This is a genomic window from Mycobacterium sp. SMC-4 (assembly GCF_025263265.1).
GTDB lineage: Bacteria > Actinomycetota > Actinomycetes > Mycobacteriales > Mycobacteriaceae > Mycobacterium.
The window spans coordinates 1,708,084-1,729,876 of the sequence record NZ_CP079869.1; the positions used below are offsets into that span (position 1 = coordinate 1,708,084).

The window sequence follows — 21,793 nt, forward strand, 5'->3', positions numbered from 1 at the left end:
ATGATCTTGGTTACCAGCGCAGCAGGTGGTGTCGGACGTCCCCTGGTGCGACAGCTCGTCGCCACCGGGCAGGGTGTGCGCGCATTCGTCAAGAACGAAGACCAGGCCCGACGATCGCGAACAGACGGTGCAGCCGAGATCGTGATCGGTGACCTGAGGCAGCCCGGAGATCTGGAGAACGCGCTGCGCGGAGTCCGTCAGATCTACCATGCGGCCCCGACGCAGCTCGTCGACGAACTCCCTGTGGCCGAACGACTGATCGCGGCAGCGAAGTCCGAACAGCTCGATCAGGTCGTGTTCCACTCAGTCATCCACCCCGACATCGCCGAACTTCCGCATCATCGGCAAAAGCTCATGGTCGAGGGCATCCTGCGTGACTCAGGTCTGCCCGTGACCGTGCTTCGCCCCTCGCACTACATGCAGAACGTACTGGACTTCTGGGACTTCTTCGGTTCGGGACTGCTTCCGTACCCCACCTCGCCACAGAGTCGAATGGGCGTCGTCGACGTGGAGGATATCGCGGCCGCGGCGGCCAACGTGTTGATCACCCCGGGCGGACACATCGGCAAGACCTATGACCTCTCGACGGTGGAACTCACCCGTCACGACATGGCGCGAATCTGGAGCCGAGTGCTCGGCCACTCCATGGTCGCCGTCCGAATTCCGCCGCAGGCACTGAAGAACCCGCTGGTGGCCGTGGGACCGTTCGGGTCTGCCATCGCCCAGTCGTTGCTGTCAACCAGGATGCGTTCCCTTCCCCACATCGTTCGAGGGCTGCGCGCGGCACCGAACGCTCGAGGGTTTCGAACGTGGTCGGCAGAAGCCCAGGACACTTACGTGCAGATGATGACCTACTACGACGTGCACGGACTTCCTGCCGGGAATCTCGATGATCTCCCGAAGGTGTTGTCGCGGCAGCCCACTGATTACGAGCAGTTCGCTCGCCGTACCGCTGCGGCGCGCGGGGTCGGCACACCGTGACTCGGATCGGAACCGACAGCCCCAATCCAGGTCGAGAGCGGCGCCCTCAGCTCGCCGAGTCCTGCACGGTCGGGCTCTCGCCGGCGCTGAGTTGGTCGATCTCATTCAAGAGGGGCTGTGCTAAAGAACGGATTTCGTCCATCGTCATCGTCCGCAGCGGATGGATCCCGAGGATGAGCCGCACATGGCCGCTTCGGTCCAACACGGGGGCGGAGATGGTGGCCACTGGGTGAGCGCCCGGAGCGCTGTCGTCGGGTAGCAAGTTCGCCGAAAGGAACTCGACCCGCAGTTGGTCGATGACCGAGCGCACATGGCGCGGAACCTTCTCGCCGGCCAAGACCCCGATGGCCTGAGCCGCCTGGGCAAGCGCCGGAGTCATCCAGTCGACGTCGAATCCGCGCTCCCTGGTCTGGGCTAGCACAGCGCGCAGGCGGTCGGCCAAGGCCTCATCTGCAGCCGCGCCGCGCTGTACCCACGACTCCTGCTCGCCTGGCGCATCCCACGCAGCACAGGCGATCCCAAAAGGTGGTGCGTAGGGAATGCGCTGGTCGGGCAGGGCGGGACCAGCCATGCCATCGGGGTTCTCGAAAGCGGTGATGACCAGGTCGTCTCCGCTGCGTTCGACCACCGAGGCCGGTGTCCCGGTGGTGCGCGCGAGACGCGCGATGGCACCTCGGGCGAGGGCGGCAAACGGGCGCGTGGCCTCGAATCTTTGCGCGATCTGGGCCAGCGTGAGTCCTGGTGCGAACCTCTTGGAAACAGGATCCCGTGTCACCCAGCCGCGGTCGCTCAGCGTCTTGAGGATCGAGTGCGCGGTCGATTGCGACAACCCGAGCTCACGGACGACGTCGGAGAACCTCAGCCCGGGGCTGCCCGATTCGCTGAGGAGCTCCACGACGTCGAGGACCCGCCCCGCTGGGGCGGAACCGGCTCCGCGCACCTTGACTACCTCGGATTCGCCTTCTACGGTCAATGCAACTATTAGAGAAAACTTTCTCGAATAGTCGAGAATAAGTCAAACCGCAAAGGGGCGGCAGTTGCGTGCAGTCGTGTTGCGGGGCGGCGAGCTGACGGTGCGCGAGACCGCCGATCCAATTCCCGGGCAGGGTGATCTGCTGCTGAAGACGCTCAGCACTGCAATCTGCGCGTCCGACGTCCACTACATGGACCATCCTGATCTCGCGATCAACGATCCGACCGGCCGGTCGCTCTATGACCCTGACCGTGACATCGTCATGGGGCACGAGTTCGTGGGCGAGGTCATCGGCCATGGATCGGGATGCAGCGACGCGTTCCCGATCGGCACCCGGGTGACATCGATGCCAATCCGACTGGTCGACGGCGGCGCGGGCGGCCTTCGCATCATCGGTCAGCATCCCGAAGCCCAGGGCAGCTTCGGTGAACTGCTCGTCGTGCCCGAGGCGACCGCGAAGGCCGTCGACGGTGCGGTGCCCAACGACGCGATTGCCGTTGTCGATGCTTTCGCGGTGGGCGAGTTCTACGTGCGTTCGTCGAACGTGCAGCCCGGCGAGATCCCGATCGTTATCGGTGCTGGTGCCGTCGGGCTGTCGGCGGTCGCCGCACTGAGCGCGCGCGGAATCGATCCGATCATCGTGTCAGACTTCCACGCAGAACGCCGCGACCTGGCCCAATCCGGTTTCGGCGCACACATCCTCGTCGACCCTGCGCAGCAGTCGGTGTTCGACGTCTTCCGCCAGGTGCGCGCCGAACGGCATCTGGCTGGTTGTGCGGTGGTCTTCGAATGTGTGGGCGCCTCGGGTCTCATCGACAAGATTGTCGGGGAGGCAGAGTTCTGCTCGCGGGTCTATTGCGCGGGCGGGTGGTACACCGGCGACACTTTGAGCATCACCGAGGCCACCCGCAACGGCTTGACGATGCAGTTCGGCGGAGGTCCGATGCCTCAGGACTGGTACGGCGTACTCGATGCCGTCGTGGCGGGGACACTCGACCCGCTGCCCAGCGTCGGGAGGATCATCGGCCTCGACGAGGTACCCGAGGCGCTGGACCAGGCTCGCCGATCAGAGGGCCCGCCCCGGATCGTGATTCATCCGAACGGGGACCTTTGATGTCCGACCGTGATGAGATCTTCGACCTCACCATCCGCTATGCCACGGCGATCGACACCCGCCAATACAGTCTTCTCGCAACGGTGTTCACCGAGGACGCCGATATCGATTACGGGGTGATCGGGCATTGGACGTCGGCTGCGGAGGTCATCGAGTTCATGGACGCAGCCCACGTCGGCGCGGAGCACACCATGCATCGGATGACCAATCAGGCCATCGACATCGCGGGGGACACCGCGACTGTCCGCACATACGTGGACGCGCTGATCCTCTTCGCCGGCGGCGGAGCGAATGCCGTCGGCTACTACGACGATCACGTCGTGCGCACATCGCAAGGATGGCGCATCGCGCATCGGACCTACACCTCGGTCCGGATCGCAGAAATCAGAACTCATGGGTGATGTCGCGCAGAAGTACGGGCGCAACGACGTGGTTCGGCTGATCATGCAGGCGAGCGCCGAAGTGATGGGTTCCGACGCACGGCAGAACGGATAGAACCGGTGTTCACTCTTCGCTTCGACATGCGAGCGCCCTCGTGGGCAGCCCCGGCCACCGACTTGTACGCGGCCGCCGGCGATATGTCGGCGTGGGCCGAGGATCGCGGTTGTCTGGCTGTCGTGCTGTGTGAGCACCACTGTGCCGACGACGGTTACCTACCGTCGCCGCTGCTGCTCGGTGCGGCGATCGCCGCTCGTACCAGCCGGCTGATGCTCAACCTGACGATCTTGCTGCCCTTCTACGATCCGGCACGACTGGCCGAGGACATGGCCGTGCTCGACCACATCAGTGCGGGCAGGGCCACCTACGTATTCGGAATCGGCTATCGACCCGAGGAATATGCCCACTTCGGTCTGTCCATGTCGCAACGAGGCCGGCTCGCCGATGAGAAGCTCGACGTGCTGCGCCGACTGTTGGCCGGCGAGGAGGTCGAATACGGCGGCAGGCACATGAGGGTCACTCCGCGACCACGGTCGGCCCAGGGGCCCATGATGAGCTGGGGCGGGGCCAGCCTGGCTGCCGCCCGCCGCGCCGGCCGAAACGGGTTGGGGCTGCTGGCCAACGGCGGAGTTCCAGGAATGCGGGAAGCCTATGAGACAGCCTGCCGCGACAACGGGTTCGAGCCCGGCTTCGTGCTGATCCCGGACCGAGATGCAGCGACGAACTGCTTCGTCGCCGACGATGTCGACGCCGCCTGGGACGAGATCGGCAAGTATCTGCTGCACGATGCGATGGCCTACTCGGAATGGAATCCCGATAACACCGTGTCGGCAAACATCACCACCGCCACATCGGTTGACGAATTGCGTCAGACGTCGACATCGCACGTCATCCTGTCGGTCGAGGAGGCGCGGCAGCGCCTCGGCGCTGGCGAGGTATTCAACATCGCTCCGCTGTGTGGCGGGATACCGCCCGACGTCGCCTGGCCGTACCTGAAGCGATTCGTCGAGCTGCACTAGTGGAAAGGAATGTGAGATGACCGAGGGCCGGGTGGCCCTACACGAAAAGATCGTCTACGAAAAGTGGGAAGGGTATGCGAATCCGATCGAGCGGGGCCGCCACGTGAACTTCGGCGACCAGTTCACCTTCGATCTGGTCCCGGAGTACGACGTCGACGTCGCCGGCCTGGAACGCGTCACGATGCGTGCTGTTGATGTCGGGGTGGGCAGTCACCCGTTTCAAGCCTGGAAGGAGGACGAATGGCCAATCAGCAGTCTCGGAAGTATCGGGTGGTTCACGTGGGCACCGGGTTGACCGGCAACGAGGCGCTGCGGGCGATCATCGATGACCCCGCGCTGGAACTCGTGGGAGTCAAAGTGTCGACGGCTCAGAAGGTCGGCGTGGACGCTGGACAACTCTGCGGTGCTTCGGAAGTCGGTGTCCGAGCGACCGATGATTTCGACGCCGTGCTGGCTCTCGCGCCAGACTGTGTCGCATATTGCGCCACAGCGGTTCGGCGCGAGAACGACGCTATCGCCGACATCGTCAGGTACCTGGAGTCGGGAATCAACGTCGTCACGATCGCCACGATCCCGATGGTCTACCCGCCGGCCGCGCCACCGGAGTGGCGCGCTGCGATCGAAGCGGCTGCGAGGAAGGGAAATTCAACCTTCTACGCCACCGGCGCTGAACCGGGGTTCATCAGTCTCAACATCCCGACCGCCTTGCTCACCGGGGCCGGAACCGTCGACCGCTACCGCATGGACGAGTACGCGATCGATCTGGACAAGGCTTACCCCATCTGGGAAGTACTGCACGAATCCATGGGCTTCGGAAAGCCTGACGGCCACGTACCCGCACGGATCGCCTCGGGCAAGGTCAACCATGACTGGGAGACCGTGGTGCGCTACCTCGCCGACATCCTGGGTCTGGAACTCGACAGCATCGAGCTCGACTGGGAGACGCTGCTCGCACCCACGGATCTGCAGACCGCCCTCGGCGTCATTGCCGAAGGCACGATCTGTGCACACCGCTGGCAGCTTGCCGGCGTCGTCGATGGCCAGCCAAGGGTCGCGGTCCAGTACTTCGCCACGGTGAGCGCCACACCCTGGCCGGACCGGTGGCCCCGGCCCTCGCGAGCGGACCAAGGCGGCATGGTCATCCGCGTCGAGGGGCAGCCCAGTATGTGCCTGGAGCTGTACTTCGAGCAGTCACCCACAGATCGGGTCAATCCCGGCGTGGCGGTGACGGCGCTGGCTGCGGTCAACGCGATACCAGAAGTCGTCGACGCAGGATCTGGCGTGCTCGCCCAGCCATTGGCCGGGCCGGCAATCGTGAGCAGGCAGTCGCGAACGACTCGTCGATAGCGCAGCCCAACTCTGCTGAGCGTATGCACAGCAATCCGGGGACGTTGCCGTCGTCCGCGGTGTAGCTTGCGCTGCATGCCCCTGGAGCTGGCCGCGTTCGTTCGGACGACTCTGCCGCTCGACCTGAGCCGAGTCGACGCCCTCGATCAGGGTCGTTACCACTCCATCTGGCTGCCCGATCACCTCGTGAGCTTCTGGCCCGATTCGATCTGGACATCCGAGTTCACCGATCTCGCGGAGATCTCGCCGTCTCCACACCGCTACCTGGACGCCGTGGCCCTCGCCGGTGCCGTGGCGGCTCGCACGGAACGCACTCGGCTCGCGACGAGCGTCCTGGACACCGTCCGGCGCCATCCCGTGATGCTCGCCCAATCGGCGCTGACCCTCAGCCATCTCTCCGACGGCCGGTTCATCCTGGGACTGGGCGCCGGCGAGCGCGAAAACCTGGCTCCGTACGGCTTCGAGCACCGCGACGCGGTGAGCCGGTTCGCCGAGGCGCTGCAGCTGATCCGGCTGCTCTGGGACGCCGACGGACCGATCGACTTCGCAGGCCGGTTCTTCACACTGGAGCACGCCCGGCTGGACACCGAGCCGCACCGCAGCGGCGCGCCACCGATCTGGATCGGCGCCAACGGTCCCCGCATGCTGCAACTGGTCGGCGAACTCGGCGACGGCTGGTGGCCGAGCGGCAGTGCCGGGCCCGAGACCTACGCGCACCAACTGGCGTGCATCCACGAGGCGGCCGAGCGGGCCGGACGCGATCCGCACGCGATCACTCCCGCCAAGATGGTGGTCTGCCTGGTCGGCGAACCCGACGAGCTCGACGAGATCCTGCGCCGCCCACTGGTGAAGTCGCTGGTCCTGCAGTTGACGGCCGATGCGCTGGCCGCGGCCGGTCACCGCCACCCGATGGGGGAGCGCTGGCGTGGCATCCAGGACATCGACCCGCGCGTGCTCAGCCGCGACCGACTGCTCCGGCTCTTTGAACAGGTCGACCCGGCCGCCATCCTGTCCGTCGTGCCGCACGGCACGCCCCAGCAGGTCGCCGAGCAGATCACCGCGTTCGGCGATGCGGGCGCGCGGATCGTGTCGGTGCTCGATTACAGCGCCATGGCCGGACAGGCCTTCGCCGCTGACTCGGCGCGCAAAGTTCGTGAGGTCGAGGACGCACTGCTGCAGCACACAGGGAGCACGCCATGACACTTCTGGACGCCGACGTCCTCATCGCCGACGCGCGGGAAGCGTCCGGCCTCAACGACTTCGGTGACGACACCCTGCCCGGGCGGGTAGCGCAGGTCGTCGACCGCATCAACGCCGCCGGACTCGACGATGCCGGTGTGCGGGCCGCCGCGGACACCATCAGTGGACTGCTGACGAGCCGGTTGCACGTCATGGCCGACCATGCGAACCTGCCGCTCGCCGACGAACGAATCACCGCCCCACTCTTCGCCACCGGTGAGCCGCGGTCGGGCACGACGCTGCTGCACGCCCTGCTCGCCGAGGACCAGCAGTCCCGCGCACTGCGGTTCTGGGAGGTCATGTATCCCTCGCCACCGCCCGGCCCGGCCGTCGGCGACGATCCACGCCGAGCGCAGGCCGACACCGACTGGCGAGAGATCCTCGATCGCATCCCACCCTGGATCGTCAGCCATCCCTACAACGACCTGCTCGGTGCCGGGCTACCCGAATGCGAGCGCACGTGGGCATACGACTTTCGTGCGACGAACCCGAGCGCGTGGTGGCGCGTTCCCATGACGATCGCCAATTTCGGCCAGGACCATCACGCGCAATACGCTCTGCACCGCATGATGCTGCAGCACATCCAGTACACCCGCACACCGAAACGGTGGGTACTGAAAGGTTTTCACGGCCGACGGTTGCGGGCGCTGTTCGACACCTACCCGGATGCTCACATCGTCTGGGTGCACCGTGACCCCGTGCAGGTGCTCGCCTCGCAGATCGTGGCCTTCGGCCAGATCAACGAGAGCCTCGCCGGGACGCTGGACTGGACTCAGTACGCCACGGACACGATCGAGGGCTCGCGAGCCAACTTCCACGCCTACCTCACCGACCCCCTGGTGGGCGACTCGCGCATCCACCACGTCCGCTACCGTGACTTCGTCACCGACCCGATCGCCACGATCGGCGGCTTCTACGACTTCGCCGGGCTCCCATTCCCGGCCGACGCCGAGAAGGCGATGCGTGACTATCTCGCTACCAACCGCGGCGACCGGTACGGCAAATTCACCTACTCCACCGATATGCTGCCGGTTCCGGTGCAGCAGCTGCATGATGAATTCGCCGACTATCGCGCGAGATTCGGCCTCGACATCGAGACGAGGCGCTGATGGCCTTCGGTGACACCCCGCACGACGACGCGCTGCGCGCGGCCTGGCACGAGTTCTGTGACCGACTCAAGGCGGCCGGAGATCTCGCCTTCAAGGACACCTCACCGGCGACTGCGCTGCAACGTGCCGACGCCTTCCGCTACCTGACGCAAAACCTCGGGCAGGCCTACGATCTCGCACTGGAGACCAAGGACACCCGCTACCCGCTGATCCACCCGTTCTGTGGCCCGACCCGCAAGCTCGGCGGCGACAACGCCGATTTCGTCTATCTCCAGGCGTGGATCGACGGCAGCTCGACATACCAAATCCGGGGCGACCGCGGCACGGCGCGATTCATCAACTTCACTGTTCAAGGGGCGCGCCCCGAAAGCGATGTGTACTACGGGGCCGACCATCCGAACCTGCACGAGCCGTTCGGGGATACCCCGGAGGCAAACATCACCGGCGAAGACCTGATCACCGAGCCGGACGGCAGCTTCGTCCTGTACATCGGCGGCGTTCGGCGGGAACCGAACTGGCTGCCGACCACAGCGGACTCGCGCAAGCTCTTCATGCGGCAGGGCTTCGATTCCTGGGCCGAGCGCTCAGCGCAGTTCAGCATCGAGCGCCTCGACATGCAAGAGCCGCGACCGGTGCCCACGCCGCAGGATCTGATCGCGTCGATGCGTTGGGCGGGCGACTTTCTCACCGGGACGATGACAGACTGGCCCGACCGCGAACGACAGATCGGCTCATTGTTCGGCGAGCCTGAGCCCAACGTCTTTCCCGGTGCCCGGTTCGCCGGCCCGGCCGAGCAACGCGATGCTCGGCGCGGCCGGCTGATCGTCACCATGCCGTGGCGTCTCGGGCCGGACGAGGCGTTGCTCTTCGAATTTGCTGACGACGGGGAGTTCTGGATGCTGACCAATATGGGCGCCTTCTGGAACAGCATGGACTACCTGTACCGGCCGGTGAGCTACACACCGAGCAGGACAGCGATCGACGCCGACGGCCGCGTGCGAATGGTGATGGCTCACAAAGACCCCGGCGTGCACAACTGGATCGACACCCAGTGCTTCAGTGAGGGCTACCTGACGATGCGTGTCATCGGAAGTCGGCAGCTGCCCGAGGTCAGCACCAGGGTGGTTGCCGCGGCCGAGCTGGACACCGCGCTGCCGGACCACACCCGGCGCGTCACGCCCGACGAGCGTGCCGCGCAACTGCACACCCGCTTCGACGCCATCCGCCGCCGATACAGGATCTGACATGGACCCGAAACTCGAGACGCTGGCCGCATCGGCCTTCGACAACGTCTACCACGTAGGTCACCTCGTCCCCAATCTGCTCTCGGCCATGGAGACGCTTGCCGGCAGCATGCAGATCACGTGGGCGCCACCGTTTGAGATGCGTAGTGGCTTCACCCGTCCCGACGGATCCGCCGACGACCAAGGCGTGCGTATCGCGTTCTCTGCGTCCGGGCCGCCGTACCTGGAGTTGATCGAGGTCGTCGCTGCCGCGGACTCGATCTTCGCCGAACCCCAGCGCGGCGGTATGCACCACCTCGGCTACTACGCGCAGCGTTGGCGCGACGATGTCGCGCGGCTGCAAGACCAGGGTTGGGAGTTGGAGCGGACCGGCGCCGGTGTCGCGTTCCTTCGCGATCCGCACAGCGGGCTTCGGGTGGAGGTGGTGAGCTTCAGAGGGCGCGACTTTCTCAACCAGGTGCTCAGCGGCGAGATGGCAGCCGCCCATCCGCTGACAGCGCGCACGTGACCGCAATCGCACGCACCTCGTCCGGAGCTCTGCGCGGTGACCCCGGTGGAGAAGTCACAGTGTTTCGCGGCGTGCCCTATGCGGCGCCGCCGACAGGCGAGCGGCGTTGGCGCCCAGCACAGCCCGTGATCGCCTGGGCAGGAGTGCGCGAGGCGATCGGGTTCGGGGCGATTGCCCCGCAGGACATCTCGCCCGAGCGGCTGGCCAAGCGCGGCCTGACGATGAGCGAAGACTGTCTGACCCTCAACATCTGGACGCCCGCGGTCGACGGCAACCGCCGGCCCGTGCTGGTTTTTCTGCACGGCGGCGGGCAGGCACAGGGACATGGATCTGCTGCGCTGTTCGACGGTTCGCGGCTCGCCCGCCGAGGCGACATCGTGGTCGTGACGATCAACTTCCGGCTCGGGGTGCTGGGGTCGCTCTATGCGCCGGACTGGCACGGCCCCGACTCCACCAACCTCACTCTGCGCGACCAGACGTACGCGCTGCAATGGGTGCGCGAGGAGATCGTCGCGTTCGGCGGCGACCCGAACGCGATCACGGTGGCGGGGCAATCGTCCGGCGCGGTGGCGATATCGGCGATGCTGGCCGCAGGCTGCGACCTGTTCGACCGTGCCATCCTGCAGAGCGGCGGCTTGGAGCGTGTGCGCTCTACGGCGGCGGCCGCCGCCGTGGCCGCGCAACTTGGTGACGTGATACGCGGCGAGGAGCCGGGTGTCGAGGAGATCCTTGCCGCGCAACGGGGTATCGACACCGGGTTCGTTCCGCCGCAGGGGCCGTTCCATCCCTGCATAGACGGCAGCGTCATCGCCGAGCATCCGTTGGTGACCGCGCGGACGCGCGATATGCCGGCGGTCCCTGTCCTTGCCGGCACGACACGCGACGAGTGGCGGATCTTCGACTCGCCGCTGGACGAGAATGTCTTCACCGAGCAGTACGTGCGCGACAGGGCCCAGGCACTCGCCGGGGGTGGTCACGACCCCGAGGCGGTGCTCGCGACGTATCGCACCGACCATCGGAGGCTTCGCGATGTCGCCAGCGCTATGGTCACCGACTACCACTTCGCCGCGCCGACCGAGCAGTTCGTTCGGGCGCACGCCGAGAGCGGTAACCCGGTTTTTCGCTACGAATTGCAGTGGCCCTCTCCGCGTGCCGGATTCGGAGCATGTCACGATTCATGCCTGCCGCTGGTCTTCGGCAACCTCGACGCTGCACCGGCACTTGCTGGGGTCGACGAGGCGGCGCGCCACATGTCGGACTCGATTCAGGACCTGTGGCTGGAGTTCGTCCGCGGGGGCGAACCCTGGGAGCGTTATGACGGTCTCGGCGGGCCCACCATGCTGCTCGGCCTCGAGCGCGGAGTCGTCCGCGAGCACCGCGCAGAGCAACTCGCACTCTGGGAGGATCGCTATCCCGGCTACGGGTGAGCCAGGCGCCCCACGCGCGCGCCATCCCTACGCGCAACCCGATGCGACAGGGCCCGGCACGTTCGTGGACAATGGTTCTCCGCAAACCCGACCCAGCAGCCCACGAGAGCGGTCATGCCTGAGGACCAGAACACCGACGTTCCACCGAATCACCTTTCCATCGATCCGCGAAGCGAGTTCTACAGCGAAGAGGCGCTCAGCCGCGATGTGGGAATTCTCTTCAACGGCGTCGAGAAGACCAACGTGCACGAGTACGACGTGGCCGCAGGTTGGATTCGTGTCGAAGTCCCGACCGCCAAGGATCGCCGCGGAAATCCGATGGTCATCAAGCTCAACGGCACGGTCGAACCCTTCTTCCGCCTGGAAAAATAGCGCGACGAACGGCTGGTGCCGGGAGCAGTCGTGGGCAGCGGATCACGCGCTGAGCCACTGCCGGATCTTCGCGTAGATCTCGGGGTGGTTGAGCAGATCGAAATGGTGCAGGCCGGTCATCGTCAGGCCCGCGTCCTCGCTGAATGGAAGGCATCGCCGACGGCCACGCCCGGCCGCGCTCGACGGACGGACGAGGTGGTCGCCCAAGATAGCGCCCAGGGCGGCCGGTGCGGCAGAGGTCGCAACGAAGTGGTGCGACGCAGTGGGCAGGAAGGGCACCTCCGAACACCGGTCCCGAAGGAACTCGTCGGGGTCGGTCTCCCGCCAGTCGTCGTCGAGCAGAGCGCCGAACCGCAGATCCTTGATCCCGTCACTGCGCAGATTGAGCAGTTCGGCGATCGCGCGGGTTTCGCCGAGCTTGGCCATGACCCAGGCGGCGGCGTTGACGCTCTTCTCCAGATCCGCGCCCAGGTGCGGAGACCCCAGGCAGATGATGTGGCGGGTGCTCCTGGCCCAGCGGCGGTTGCGCTCGTGGCCGTAATGGCAGGCGCTGCGCGCCACCAGACCGCCCATGGAGTGGCCGATCACCGCGATGCGGCGCACCGGCACCGGCCAGATCTCCACGAGTCTGGTCAGCGTCTCGTCGAGGTCTCGGCCGTTGGTCGAGATGTGCAGCCCGGTGTTGTAGCGGATGTCGACCGGGGTGACTCCGAGGTCCTCGGCGAGCCGCTCGCCGTAGTGACGGTGGTCGGTCTCACCAGTGGGCCGAGGTGGTCGCCGCCAGGACGATTCCGTCTGGCACAGCCCGTGCACAAACACGGCCAGCGCTTCGGTCGGCCGCGGATAGGCGGTGGTGATCGCGTCGGCGGTCAGCGCGACCGGGCGACCGTCGACTCGTAGCGACATCGGCGCGGCCAGCGCGGACCCGCGCTCGGCGAGTTCGTCGCCATAGATCCCGTTGAGTGCGGCGATGGCCTCGGCGACGCCCGGACGTTCGTCCAGCGCGGGGTCGTCGTCGAAGGCCAGCCCGGACGCGGCCCAGGTGGTCAACGTCGGTGGAAGGTGCTGACCGGCGGCCCCGAGGGTGTCATACACCGCGCCGGCGATCGCGTCGTGGACGAGCTCGACGGGTCGGGCGGCGGGCCCGATGGAGGTGAAGGCGCGGCCCGCGATACCGCGGTGCATGCCACGGACCAGCGTGGTGAGGACGGTCAGGCCCTCTGCGGCGACCTCTCCGAGGGCCTGCATATCGGTCCTGCGCATGCCTCCACCCCGAGTTTGAGTGAACAGATGTTCTCTCAGGGTAACCCGGATCGCCAGAACGGGCTGCGCGGCGGCCAGGACACCCATCGCCACAGTCGTGGGCGGTCACGCCGCTCGCCCGTCTGGTGGTGCGGGTCCGCCGGGTTCTCCGGGGTTGTCGGCGGGGTGTGGTGCGGCCTCTGAGTCCGCAGTCGTGCTGTGGTCAGCGGGATCGGTTGCTGCAGTGCTGTTTTCGCGACAGGCTTCCGGCTCGTCGTCGGGGTGTCTCAGGAGTTGTTCGGGGCGGTGGTAGGTGTTGATTCGGGTTTGTCCGGTGTCGAGTTGTGGTGGTGGGATCCATTCGACCTCGCAGCGCGCGTTCATGCGGGTGGTCCAGCCGCCCCGGCCGACGCTGCGGTTGTCCGGGCCGCAGGCCAGGCCGAGTTCGTCGATGTTGGTGTTGGCGCCGTGGGCCCAGTCGGCGTTGACGTGATGGACCTGGCTCCCGTAGGCGCCGATGGTGCAGCCGGGTTTGGTGCATCCGCCCTCGCGGCCGATGAGCATGATCCGTTGGGCGGGGGAGGCGATGCGTTTGGCGCGGAACAGCTCCAGCGCGGATCCGGTCGCGCGGTCGAACACCGCCAGGTAGTGGTGGGCATGGGAGGCCATCCGGATCACCTCGGCGATCGGCAGCCTGGTGCCGGCGCCGGTGGTGCCGATCCCGGCTCGCGATTGCAGGTCCTGCAGGGTGGTGCGCACGATGATCGAGACCGGTAGGCCGTTGAGTTGGCCGAGTTGGCCGCTCATCAGCGCGATGCGCCCGACGGCGATCAGTGCGTCGTGTTGGCGCTGGGCCAGGTTGCGGTGATCGTTGTCGATCTGGGCTTGGGTCGGTGTGCCCGAGGTGCACGGCTGCCGATCATCAGGGTTGCACATTCCGGGTGCGGCGTATTTGGCGAAGATCGCCTCCCACACCGCGCGTGCTTCCGGGGACAGGTGTCCGGTGATCGCGCTCATCGCGTCGTCGCGCTGGGCGCTCATCGACACCCCGCGTCGGCGGGCGCGTTCACCCTCGTCGGGTTCGGGCCCGTCCTGGTCGAGCAGGAACACAGTCAGATCAGCGGCATCTTTGAGTTCTTTGGGCCCGACCCCGACCGCGGTGCGCACCAGATCGACCTCGAACTGCTCGCGGGTGGCGGTGTCGACGAAGCTCGGTAACCGGTCGACGGCTTTGCAGATCACCTCGACATGTTCGGCGTTGATCAACCCCTGGGCCTGGGCCACCGCGGTGGCCGCCAGGACCGGGGGCAGTGCCGGCCCGGTCACCGCGCGCCGGGGCGCCAACACCGCGGCTTGGGCCAGCCGTCGTCCGGCCTCGCCCCGCGAGATCCGCCACCGCACCGAGAGCACCTCTTTCCAGGACTTGGCGCCCATCTGCTGCGGGGTCGCCTCGACCTGCAACCGGGCCAGCACGCGGTGCCGCACCGCGGGCAGCCCGCAGCCCACGGTCTCCAACTCATCGAGAACCTCGACGAGTTCGCCACGAGTCAACAGGTCCAGATCACAGCCGGCCAACCCGTCGAACGCGGCACGAACGCCGAAACCGCCGCCTGCACACCCCCATCGGACATACTCCGAACATACATTCGACCCCCGACAAATCCACTGACTCAAACTTCCTGGCAGGGTCGCCGGACACCTCGCCATTTGGCAGGTGACCCTCACGGCTCCTACTGATGCTGTGCTTTCTCGGCCGCCCACAGCCCGATCACGAACGCGGTGAGGTCGTTGTGCTGCAACGGGTCTCGTCCGGTGATCTCCTGAATGCGGGAAAGTCGGTGCCGCACGGTGTTGGTGTGCAGGAACAACTCTTTCGCGGCGTCGCTCAGGGAACCGTTGCACGCCAGGAACACTCGCAGGGTGCGCACGTGCTGGGTCCCGCGACTGCTGTCGAGTTCGGCCAGGGGATCGATCAACAACTGTTTGAACGGCGCCAGCTGAGCCAGTGGCAGTTGTTCGAGCAGGCTTTCCAGCGTGCTCAATTGATCCGGCCCCACCCGGGTGCCGCGATGTTCGGCCAGCGTCAGGGCGATGCGGGCCTGCGCGATCGCCGACCCGATGTCGGTCAAACCGACCGGCGCCGAGTGACCCGTCGGCAGCGACAGATCCTCGGCTACCTGCAACGGCCCGACCGTCAGCATCAGACACAAGTCGGGGGCGTCACCGATCAGCGCGTCGGGGAACGCCATCGACAGCAGCGCCCCGGCGCCGGCCGGCCAGGCCGAGCAGGCGATCTCACCGGCGGTGAATCCCGGCCAGTCGAGCAACTGATGCAGCGCGCCCGGCAACAACATTCGTCGTTCCACCAGGGACAAGAGCTGACCAACGCGTTCTCGAGCCAGGGCCGCCTCGATATCGCGCTCGCTCTGGGCGGCGCGCACGAAACGCGCGATGAGGTCGAACACCGCCGGTTCCGGCGGGTCTCCGCGGCCGACCCAGGTCAGCGTCCCCAGTTCCGGGAGCGCCACAGTGACCGAGCCGTCGTCGTCGGATCCGGTGTTGTCGTCGGACTCCAGCAGGAAGTAGCAGCCGAGCACCTGCCCGGCGGCGTCGAGCACCTGCCGCGGCGAGTCATGTCGGCGCAGCGAAGACAGCAGTTCCGGTGCCAGCGCGTTGGTGGCGCGGGCCACAGCGATCTCCGAACCTAGCGACAGCTCAGCCACAAAGCGGCTTACCTGGCTGAACGGCACGCTGGGCGGGGCGATCAGCACGGGCAGGCGGTTCCTGCGGCTCTGAGCCAGCAACGCAGCGGGCACGGTGTCGTGTCCGTCACCGATCCCGAAGCACACCCCGGCGGCGCCGGCTCGGGTCAATGCAGCGACGAATACCCCGCAGTCTTCGTCGGATTGCAGGCTGATGCCCACGGTGCACACCAGCTCACCGCCGCGCAGGTAGCGCGACGGATCTCGCATCTCGGTGGTGTGCACCCAGCTGACCGGCCGGTCCAGATCCCCCGCGGCATCGTCGGCAGCCGACAGACCGAGCCCGGCTCTCTGGAGTAGGTCACGCAAGCTCGGAGCGGCCGACTCTTCGGGTAGCTCCGACATCCCGCGAGCGTAACTCGGCTGTCACACGATTCCGGCCGCCCATTGTGCGATCGTTCAACGTCGGGCCACCTTGACGGTGCGATCTCTGCGTCTTCGCCGCAACCGCTGGCGCGGGGTGGATCTGCAGCGTGATAGTTCCTGCCATGTCGTCATCGGTCAGTCCGGCGCAGCAACAGCCACAATTGCGTCGCGAGTTCTCGCTGGGGTCGGCGTTCGCGTTCGCGTTCGCATTCATCTCCCCGATCGTTGCCCTCTACGGAATTTTCGGGCTGGCGCTGTCGGCGGCCGGACCGAGCTTCTGGTGGGGCTTCGGTCTGGTCTTCGGCGGTCAGTTCCTGGTTTCGCTGGTATTCGCCGCCCTGGTTTCGCGCTGGCCGCTGGAGGGGTCCATCTACCAGTGGGCGCGTCGGCTGCTCGGCAACACCTATGGCTGGTTCGCAGGCTGGGTCTACATGTGGACCCTGGTCATCGCGATGGCCACCGTCGCGCTCGGCGCGGCCGGTTTCGCGGCCAACATCGTCGGTGTCGAAGCACCGTCGGGCGGCACCCTGGCCTGGATCGCGCTGATGATCCTGCTGGCCGGCACCACCGTCAATCTGCTGGGCCGTCAGGTGTTGAAGATCTTCATGATCGGCAGCATCATCGCCGAGGTCATCGGTTCGGTCGTGCTGGGCACCTGGCTGCTGCTGTTCCATCGCAAGAACTCATTGTCGGTGCTGTTCGAGGGCGGCGGCGTCGAGTTCGACGCCTGGGCCTATTTGAGCGGCCCGTTCCTGTTGGCCGTCGCGTTCATCGGCTGGTCGTTCGTCGGCTTCGAGAGTGCCGGCTCGATCGCCGAGGAAGTCCGCAACCCGGGCCGCGACCTGCCCAAAGCGGTGCTGTTCTCGCTGACCTTCATCGCTGTGGTGGTCGGCTATTCCAGCCTGGCGATCATCTTGGCCATCCCCGACCTGGGTGCCGTGGCCGAAGGGGCGGTTACCGACCCCGTCTACGAGACGCTGACCACGGCGCTGGGTGCCGGTATCGCCAAGCCCGTTCAGGTGATGTTCATCATCGGATTCCTGGCCAGCTTCCTGGCGCTGCAGACCTCGGCGTCGCGAGTGATCTGGGCCTACGCGCGCGACGGCGCACTGCCGGCCGCCACGGCGCTCGTCCAACTACGCGGCCGCGCCGGGATCCCGGTGGTGGCGATCCTGGCAACCACGGTGCTGGGGGCGGGGCTGTTCGGACTCAGCATCGTCGCAGGCGACATCTACTCGTTGATGGTCAACTTCACCGCCGGCGGCTTCTATCTGGCCTTCCTGTTCCCGCTGATCGGTTTCCTGGTGGTGGTCCTGCGTAAAGCGTGGACGCCGGCGACGTTCTCGCTGCGCGGCGCGACGCTGCCGGTCGCCGTGGTCGCCGTGGTGTGGGCGGTGCTGCAGTTCGTCAACATCGCCTGGCCCCGGGATGCCTTCGAACAGCGCTACCTGGACTGGTCGGTCTGGATCGGCATCGTGGTCCTCGGCATCATCGGAGCTGTGCTCTACGCAAACGTGAAGTCGCGCATTCACGCCGTCAATGCACCGCACGAGCAGGACGAACCGGTAGCCGTCGATGACTGAGCGGCCGGTAGCCCTGGTCACCGGCGGCGCCAGTGGAATCGGCGCCGCGGTGGTCGCGGCGCTGTCCGCCCGCGGCTACGTCGTCGGGTGTCTGGACCTGCAACCCGGCCCGGCCCAGAACACCGTTGCCGTCGACGTGTCCGACGCCGGCGCGGTCTGCCGCGCCGTAGCCGAGTTGCGCGAGCGGTTGGGTCCGCTCAGCGCGGTGGTCACCTCCGCCGGCCATTACGAGATGGCGCCGGTCTCCGACATCGGCGTCGACGCGTGGAGCCGAATGCTGCGCGTGCACCTGGGCGGGCTGGTCAACGTCGCGCGTGCCACCCTGCCGGATCTGCTGACTGCCCGTGGGTCGCTGGTCGCGGTGGCCAGTGAACTCGCCGTCGGCGGCGGCGACGAGGACGCCCACTACGCCGCCGCCAAGGGCGCGATCCTCGGAATGGTGCGCAGTCTCGCGGTCGAGGTCGCGGCCACCGGTATGCGGGTCAACGCCGTGGCTCCAGGCCCGACCGACACCCCGCTGCTGGCAGCCGATTCACCCTGGCGTGCAACAGAATACCTGCAGACCCTGCCGCTGGGCCGGCTGACCACACCGGCCGAGGTGGCCCGCTGCGTCGAATTCCTGGTCTGCGACGCCACATTCAGCACCGGCGACGTTGTCAACGTCAACTCGGGGGCGGTGATATGAGCACCGACCTGAGCGGGCGGGTCGCGCTGGTCACCGGTGCGGTCGGCGGTATGGGCGCCGCGCACGCCCGGCGGCTGGCCGCCGCAGGGGCGCTCGTCGCCGTCAACGACCGCGACGAGTGTCCGGCCCTGTCGGTGCTGGCCGCCGACATCGGCGGATTCACCGCCGCCGGCGACGTCTCCGACCCGCAGACGTGTCATGCCATCGCCGCCCATGTCACACAGACCGCCGGTCGGCTCGACATCCTGGTTGCCAACCATGCGTACATGACGATGGCGCCGCTGTCCGGCCACGACCCGGACGACTGGTGGAAGGTGGTGGACACCAATCTGGGCGGCACCTTCTTCCTCGTGCAGGCCGTGCTGCCGCACATGCGCGCGGCCGGAGCTGGGCGCATCGTCGTCATCACCAGCGAGTGGGGTGTGACCGGCTGGCCGGAGGCAACCGCTTACGCCGCGTCGAAATCCGGCCTGATCTCGCTGGTCAAGACCCTGGGCCGGGAACTGGCGCGCGAACACATCATCGTCAACGCGGTGGCGCCCGGCGTGATCGACACCCCACAGCTGCAGGTGGACGCTGCCGCCGCCGGGGTACCAGTCGAGCAGATCCGGAGCCATTACGCGGCAGCGATACCCGCCGGACGCATCGGGTCCGGTGACGAGGTCGCCGCCGCCGTCGAGTTGCTGTCTGACTTCAGCTTGGAAGCCGTTGTCGGCCAGGTTGTTTCGTGCAACGGCGGCGCGACGCGAACCCGGGTATAGACGAGAAGAGGTTACGGCAGTGCACAACGACCCGCGGATCCGGTCGGAATCCGGTGTGCTCGGGCAGGTCGACGCCCGACAGGTACCGCGCTACGCCGGGGTCGGCACCTTCGCGCGGTTGCCGCAACCTCACGAGGTCGCCGACTACGACGTGGCGGTGATCGGCGTTCCCTTCGACAGCGGTGTCACCTATCGGCCGGGGGCACGCTTCGGTCCGGCGGCGATCCGCCAGGCCTCCCGGTTACTCAAGCCCTACCATCCGGCGCTCGACGTGACACCGTTCGCGGCCGCCCAGGTCATTGATGCCGGCGACGTCGCCGCCAACCCGTTCGACATCACCAGCGCGGTGGAGCAGATCAAGGATGGCATTCTGGGTCGGGTGAGCCGGCCGGATCAGCGCTTCGTGCTGCTCGGTGGAGACCACACCATCGCGTTGCCGGCGTTGCAGGTGGTCAACCAACTGCACGGACCGGTGGCTCTGGTGCACTTCGACGCCCACCTCGACACCTGGGACACCTATTTCGGGGCGCCCTGCACCCACGGCACCCCGTTTCGCCGCGCCTCCGAACAGGGGTTGATCGTCAAGGGTCATTCCGCCCACGTCGGCATCCGCGGTTCGCTCTACGACGCGGCCGACCTGCTCGACGACGCCGAGCTCGGCTTCACCGTCGTGCACTGCCGAGACATCGACCGCATCGGCGTCGACGCAGTGATCGAACGGGTACTCGCGCGGGTCGGAACCCATCCGGTGTATGTGTCGATCGACATCGACGTGTTGGATCCGGCGTTTGCGCCCGGTACCGGCACCCCCGAAATCGGTGGTATGACCAGTCGCGAGCTGGTCGCGGTGCTGCGTGCGATGCGTGCGCTGAATATCGTCGGTGCCGACGTGGTCGAGGTAGCGCCGTGCTACGACCACGCCGAGGTCACCGCCGTGGCCGCCGCCAACCTGGCCTACGAACTGATCAGCCTGATGGTCGACTGATGGACCAATTCATTTGGCCGGCAGGAAAAACCGCGGCGGCGGCGTTCACCTTCGACGTCGACGCCGAGTCGGCTGTGCTGTGGGGCAACCAGAGCGTGGGCGCCCGCATGAGCGTGATGAGCCATCAGGCCTATGGTCCGCTGGTCGGTATCCCGCGCATCCTCGATCTGTTGGAAAAACACCAGATTCGGTCCACGTTCTTCGTTCCCGGCCACACCGCCGACCGTTACCCGCAGGCCGTGCGCAGCATCGTCGCGGCCGGTCACGAGATCGCCCACCACGGATATCTGCACGAGCAGCCCACCGCGCTGACCCGGGAGGAGGAGATCGACGCGCTCGACAGGGGGCTGGCCGCCCTGGCCGACGTGGCGGGTGTCCGCCCGGCCGGATACCGGGCACCGATGTGGGATCTGTCGTGGCGCACCCCGGTCCTGCTGGCCGAGCGGGACTTCCTGTACGACTCCAGCCTGATGGATGCCGACCATCCCTACGAGTTGGCAATCACCCCCGGCGCGGCGCAGTCACTGGTGGAGATCCCGATCCAGTGGGCCCTCGACGACTGGGAGCAGTACTGCTTCCTGCCCGACATCACCGGCAGCGGACTGATCGAGAGCCCCCGCAAGGCGCGGGAGCTCTGGCAACTGGAGTTCGACGCGCTGCGCGCGGCGGGTGGGTGCTGGGTATTGACCAATCACCCGTTCCTGACCGGTCGGGCATCACGGGCCGCTGAACTCGGCGGGCTGATGCGCTACGTACTCGACCACGACGACGTGTGGGTCGCGAGTCTCGGCGAGGTGGCCGAACACGTTCGGTCCCTGGGACTTACGCCGCGGTCGATCACACCACCGGACATCCCACGCTGAGGTGGATGCCCACAGCGTCAGTCATGCATGTGCCTGCGCACCTGTTCGAATACCCCGGCGCGGGTCAGGAGCAGCGCGCTGACCACCAGCACCCACACCGGAAACGCCATCGCGACCCAGATGCTCACGTCTCCTGCGACCAACTCGGCGACCGCGGTCAGCAAGGTCAGTACCACCAGCCAGCGTGGCATCAATCCGGTGCGCAGCCAGATGGTGGCCAGCGAGATCATGAACACCGCGGCCATGCGGGTGGCGTAGGTCTTGGACGTGGTCAACACCATCATCTCGCCGAACGCCCTGGTGTCCTCGCTCATGGTCCCTGCTGCCGCCGCCTCTGCCGACACCAGACCCTTGGCAATCGCCATGGACACGAACATCATCGCCAGAAACAGCAGGCCGCTGCCCAGGAAGACGGTCACGAAGAAGCGGTCCTCGACCGCTCGGAAGTTGTCGCGAACCACGGCGATGAACCACAGGAAGCAGATGCCCGCAAACGGCATCAGGATGGCGGCGGTCGAGATGGCGCTGTGTCGACCGATCCCCTCGAAAGACAAGTCCGAGCCTTCCGGAATTGCGCTGCGCACCAGCACGATGACGATGGCGAACAGGATGGCGAAAAGGATTCCGGCGGCCGCGGCGGCGCGCGGGGTGGTCAGGGCCCGCACAGCGGTAGGGCCCGGGTGCTCGGGAGAACTCGATGGCGAGGTCATGGCGGCATCTTCGCACCGACAGGCGGTCCGCCCGGCCTAAGTCGGCGATCTCGGGCTGCGCCGCC

The 21,793-nt window shown here is 66.8% G+C and carries 21 protein-coding genes and 1 pseudogene; 17 read left to right on the forward strand and 5 right to left on the reverse strand.

Going from position 1 to position 21,793, the window contains the following annotated elements; translation table 11 throughout:
• Positions 1 to 981, forward strand: coding sequence for an SDR family oxidoreductase (locus KXD98_RS08280; RefSeq protein WP_260763187.1), 981 nt, complete (start codon positions 1 to 3; stop codon positions 979 to 981).
• A 46-nt stretch (positions 982 to 1,027) separates the two neighbouring features.
• Here KXD98_RS08280 and KXD98_RS08285 read toward each other — a convergent pair whose 3' ends face one another.
• Positions 1,028 to 1,954 carry an IclR family transcriptional regulator gene (locus KXD98_RS08285; protein WP_260763189.1) on the reverse strand — a complete coding sequence of 309 codons (927 nt, stop codon included), beginning with the start codon at positions 1,952 to 1,954 and terminating at the stop codon, positions 1,028 to 1,030.
• Between the two features lie 64 nt (positions 1,955 to 2,018).
• On the opposite strand from KXD98_RS08285, the gene KXD98_RS08290 reads away from it, so the two are divergent.
• The 11 genes from KXD98_RS08290 (at position 2,019) to KXD98_RS08340 (ending at position 11,771) form a co-directional block, all read left to right on the forward strand.
• On the forward strand, positions 2,019 to 3,068 hold the full coding sequence (locus tag KXD98_RS08290) for a zinc-binding dehydrogenase (RefSeq protein ID WP_260763191.1): 1,050 nt from the start codon (positions 2,019 to 2,021) through the stop codon (positions 3,066 to 3,068).
• Positions 3,068 to 3,469, forward strand: coding sequence for a nuclear transport factor 2 family protein (locus KXD98_RS08295; protein WP_260763192.1), 402 nt, complete (start codon positions 3,068 to 3,070; stop codon positions 3,467 to 3,469). The genes KXD98_RS08290 and KXD98_RS08295 overlap by 1 nt, the downstream gene beginning before the upstream one ends.
• A 99-nt stretch (positions 3,470 to 3,568) precedes the next feature.
• The gene (locus KXD98_RS08300; protein ID WP_260763194.1) at positions 3,569 to 4,525 is read left to right on the forward strand and encodes an LLM class flavin-dependent oxidoreductase; all 957 of its coding nucleotides are present in this window, start codon (positions 3,569 to 3,571) and stop codon (positions 4,523 to 4,525) included.
• A gap of 16 nt (positions 4,526 to 4,541) precedes the next feature.
• Positions 4,542 to 4,820: a hypothetical protein gene (locus KXD98_RS08305; RefSeq protein WP_260763196.1), complete on the forward strand. Its 279-nt coding sequence runs from the start codon at positions 4,542 to 4,544 to the stop codon at positions 4,818 to 4,820.
• A complete protein-coding gene (locus KXD98_RS08310; protein ID WP_260763198.1) occupies positions 4,766 to 5,872 on the forward strand; it encodes a dihydrodipicolinate reductase in 1,107 nt (368 codons plus the stop codon). Before KXD98_RS08305 ends, KXD98_RS08310 begins: the two co-directional genes overlap by 55 nt.
• 75 nt (positions 5,873 to 5,947) lie before the next feature.
• Entirely contained in the window at positions 5,948 to 7,072 is a 1,125-nt protein-coding gene (locus tag KXD98_RS08315) for an LLM class flavin-dependent oxidoreductase (protein ID WP_260763200.1), read from the forward strand.
• Positions 7,069 to 8,220, forward strand: a complete 1,152-nt coding sequence (locus tag KXD98_RS08320) for a sulfotransferase (RefSeq protein WP_260763202.1) — start codon at positions 7,069 to 7,071, stop codon at positions 8,218 to 8,220. Before KXD98_RS08315 ends, KXD98_RS08320 begins: the two co-directional genes overlap by 4 nt.
• Positions 8,220 to 9,464, forward strand: a complete 1,245-nt coding sequence (locus tag KXD98_RS08325; protein WP_260763205.1) for a DUF1214 domain-containing protein — start codon at positions 8,220 to 8,222, stop codon at positions 9,462 to 9,464. Before KXD98_RS08320 ends, KXD98_RS08325 begins: the two co-directional genes overlap by 1 nt.
• Before the next feature lies 1 nt (position 9,465).
• A complete protein-coding gene (locus tag KXD98_RS08330) occupies positions 9,466 to 9,972 on the forward strand; it encodes a VOC family protein (protein ID WP_260763207.1) in 507 nt (168 codons plus the stop codon).
• On the forward strand, positions 9,969 to 11,399 hold the full coding sequence (locus KXD98_RS08335) for a carboxylesterase/lipase family protein (RefSeq protein WP_260763209.1): 1,431 nt from the start codon (positions 9,969 to 9,971) through the stop codon (positions 11,397 to 11,399). The genes KXD98_RS08330 and KXD98_RS08335 overlap by 4 nt, the downstream gene beginning before the upstream one ends.
• 114 nt (positions 11,400 to 11,513) lie before the next feature.
• Complete coding sequence (locus KXD98_RS08340; protein WP_260763210.1) at positions 11,514 to 11,771, forward strand: DUF3297 family protein; 258 nt, start codon at positions 11,514 to 11,516, stop codon at positions 11,769 to 11,771.
• 42 nt (positions 11,772 to 11,813) lie between these two features.
• On the opposite strand, the gene KXD98_RS08345 is transcribed toward KXD98_RS08340, so the two are convergent.
• The 3 genes and pseudogenes from KXD98_RS08345 to KXD98_RS08355 form a co-directional block, all read right to left on the reverse strand.
• A complete protein-coding gene (locus tag KXD98_RS08345; RefSeq protein ID WP_260763213.1) occupies positions 11,814 to 13,034 on the reverse strand; it encodes a triacylglycerol lipase in 1,221 nt (406 codons plus the stop codon).
• 105 nt (positions 13,035 to 13,139) lie between these two features.
• Positions 13,140 to 14,659: pseudogene (locus KXD98_RS08350) on the reverse strand (HNH endonuclease signature motif containing protein).
• A gap of 84 nt (positions 14,660 to 14,743) precedes the next feature.
• Positions 14,744 to 16,120 (reverse strand): PucR family transcriptional regulator, encoded by a 1,377-nt coding sequence (locus KXD98_RS08355; RefSeq protein WP_260763215.1) that lies wholly within the window; start codon positions 16,118 to 16,120, stop codon positions 14,744 to 14,746.
• Positions 16,121 to 16,263: 143 nt separating this feature from the next.
• On the opposite strand from KXD98_RS08355, the gene KXD98_RS08360 reads away from it, so the two are divergent.
• The 5 genes from KXD98_RS08360 to KXD98_RS08380 are packed head-to-tail and all read left to right on the forward strand — an operon-like array spanning position 16,264 to position 21,018.
• Positions 16,264 to 17,724: an APC family permease gene (locus KXD98_RS08360; protein ID WP_260763217.1), complete on the forward strand. Its 1,461-nt coding sequence runs from the start codon at positions 16,264 to 16,266 to the stop codon at positions 17,722 to 17,724.
• Complete coding sequence (locus KXD98_RS08365) at positions 17,717 to 18,409, forward strand: SDR family NAD(P)-dependent oxidoreductase (protein ID WP_260763218.1); 693 nt, start codon at positions 17,717 to 17,719, stop codon at positions 18,407 to 18,409. The genes KXD98_RS08360 and KXD98_RS08365 overlap by 8 nt, the downstream gene beginning before the upstream one ends.
• Positions 18,406 to 19,170: an SDR family NAD(P)-dependent oxidoreductase gene (locus KXD98_RS08370; protein WP_260763220.1), complete on the forward strand. Its 765-nt coding sequence runs from the start codon at positions 18,406 to 18,408 to the stop codon at positions 19,168 to 19,170. The genes KXD98_RS08365 and KXD98_RS08370 overlap by 4 nt, the downstream gene beginning before the upstream one ends.
• A gap of 19 nt (positions 19,171 to 19,189) precedes the next feature.
• Positions 19,190 to 20,155, forward strand: coding sequence for an agmatinase (gene speB / locus KXD98_RS08375; RefSeq protein WP_260763222.1), 966 nt, complete (start codon positions 19,190 to 19,192; stop codon positions 20,153 to 20,155).
• Entirely contained in the window at positions 20,155 to 21,018 is an 864-nt protein-coding gene (locus tag KXD98_RS08380) for a polysaccharide deacetylase (RefSeq protein WP_260763224.1), read from the forward strand. Before speB ends, KXD98_RS08380 begins: the two co-directional genes overlap by 1 nt.
• Before the next feature lie 17 nt (positions 21,019 to 21,035).
• Here KXD98_RS08380 and KXD98_RS08385 read toward each other — a convergent pair whose 3' ends face one another.
• Entirely contained in the window at positions 21,036 to 21,728 is a 693-nt protein-coding gene (locus KXD98_RS08385; RefSeq protein ID WP_260763227.1) for a hypothetical protein, read from the reverse strand.
• Between the last annotated feature and the right edge of the window lie 65 nt (positions 21,729 to 21,793).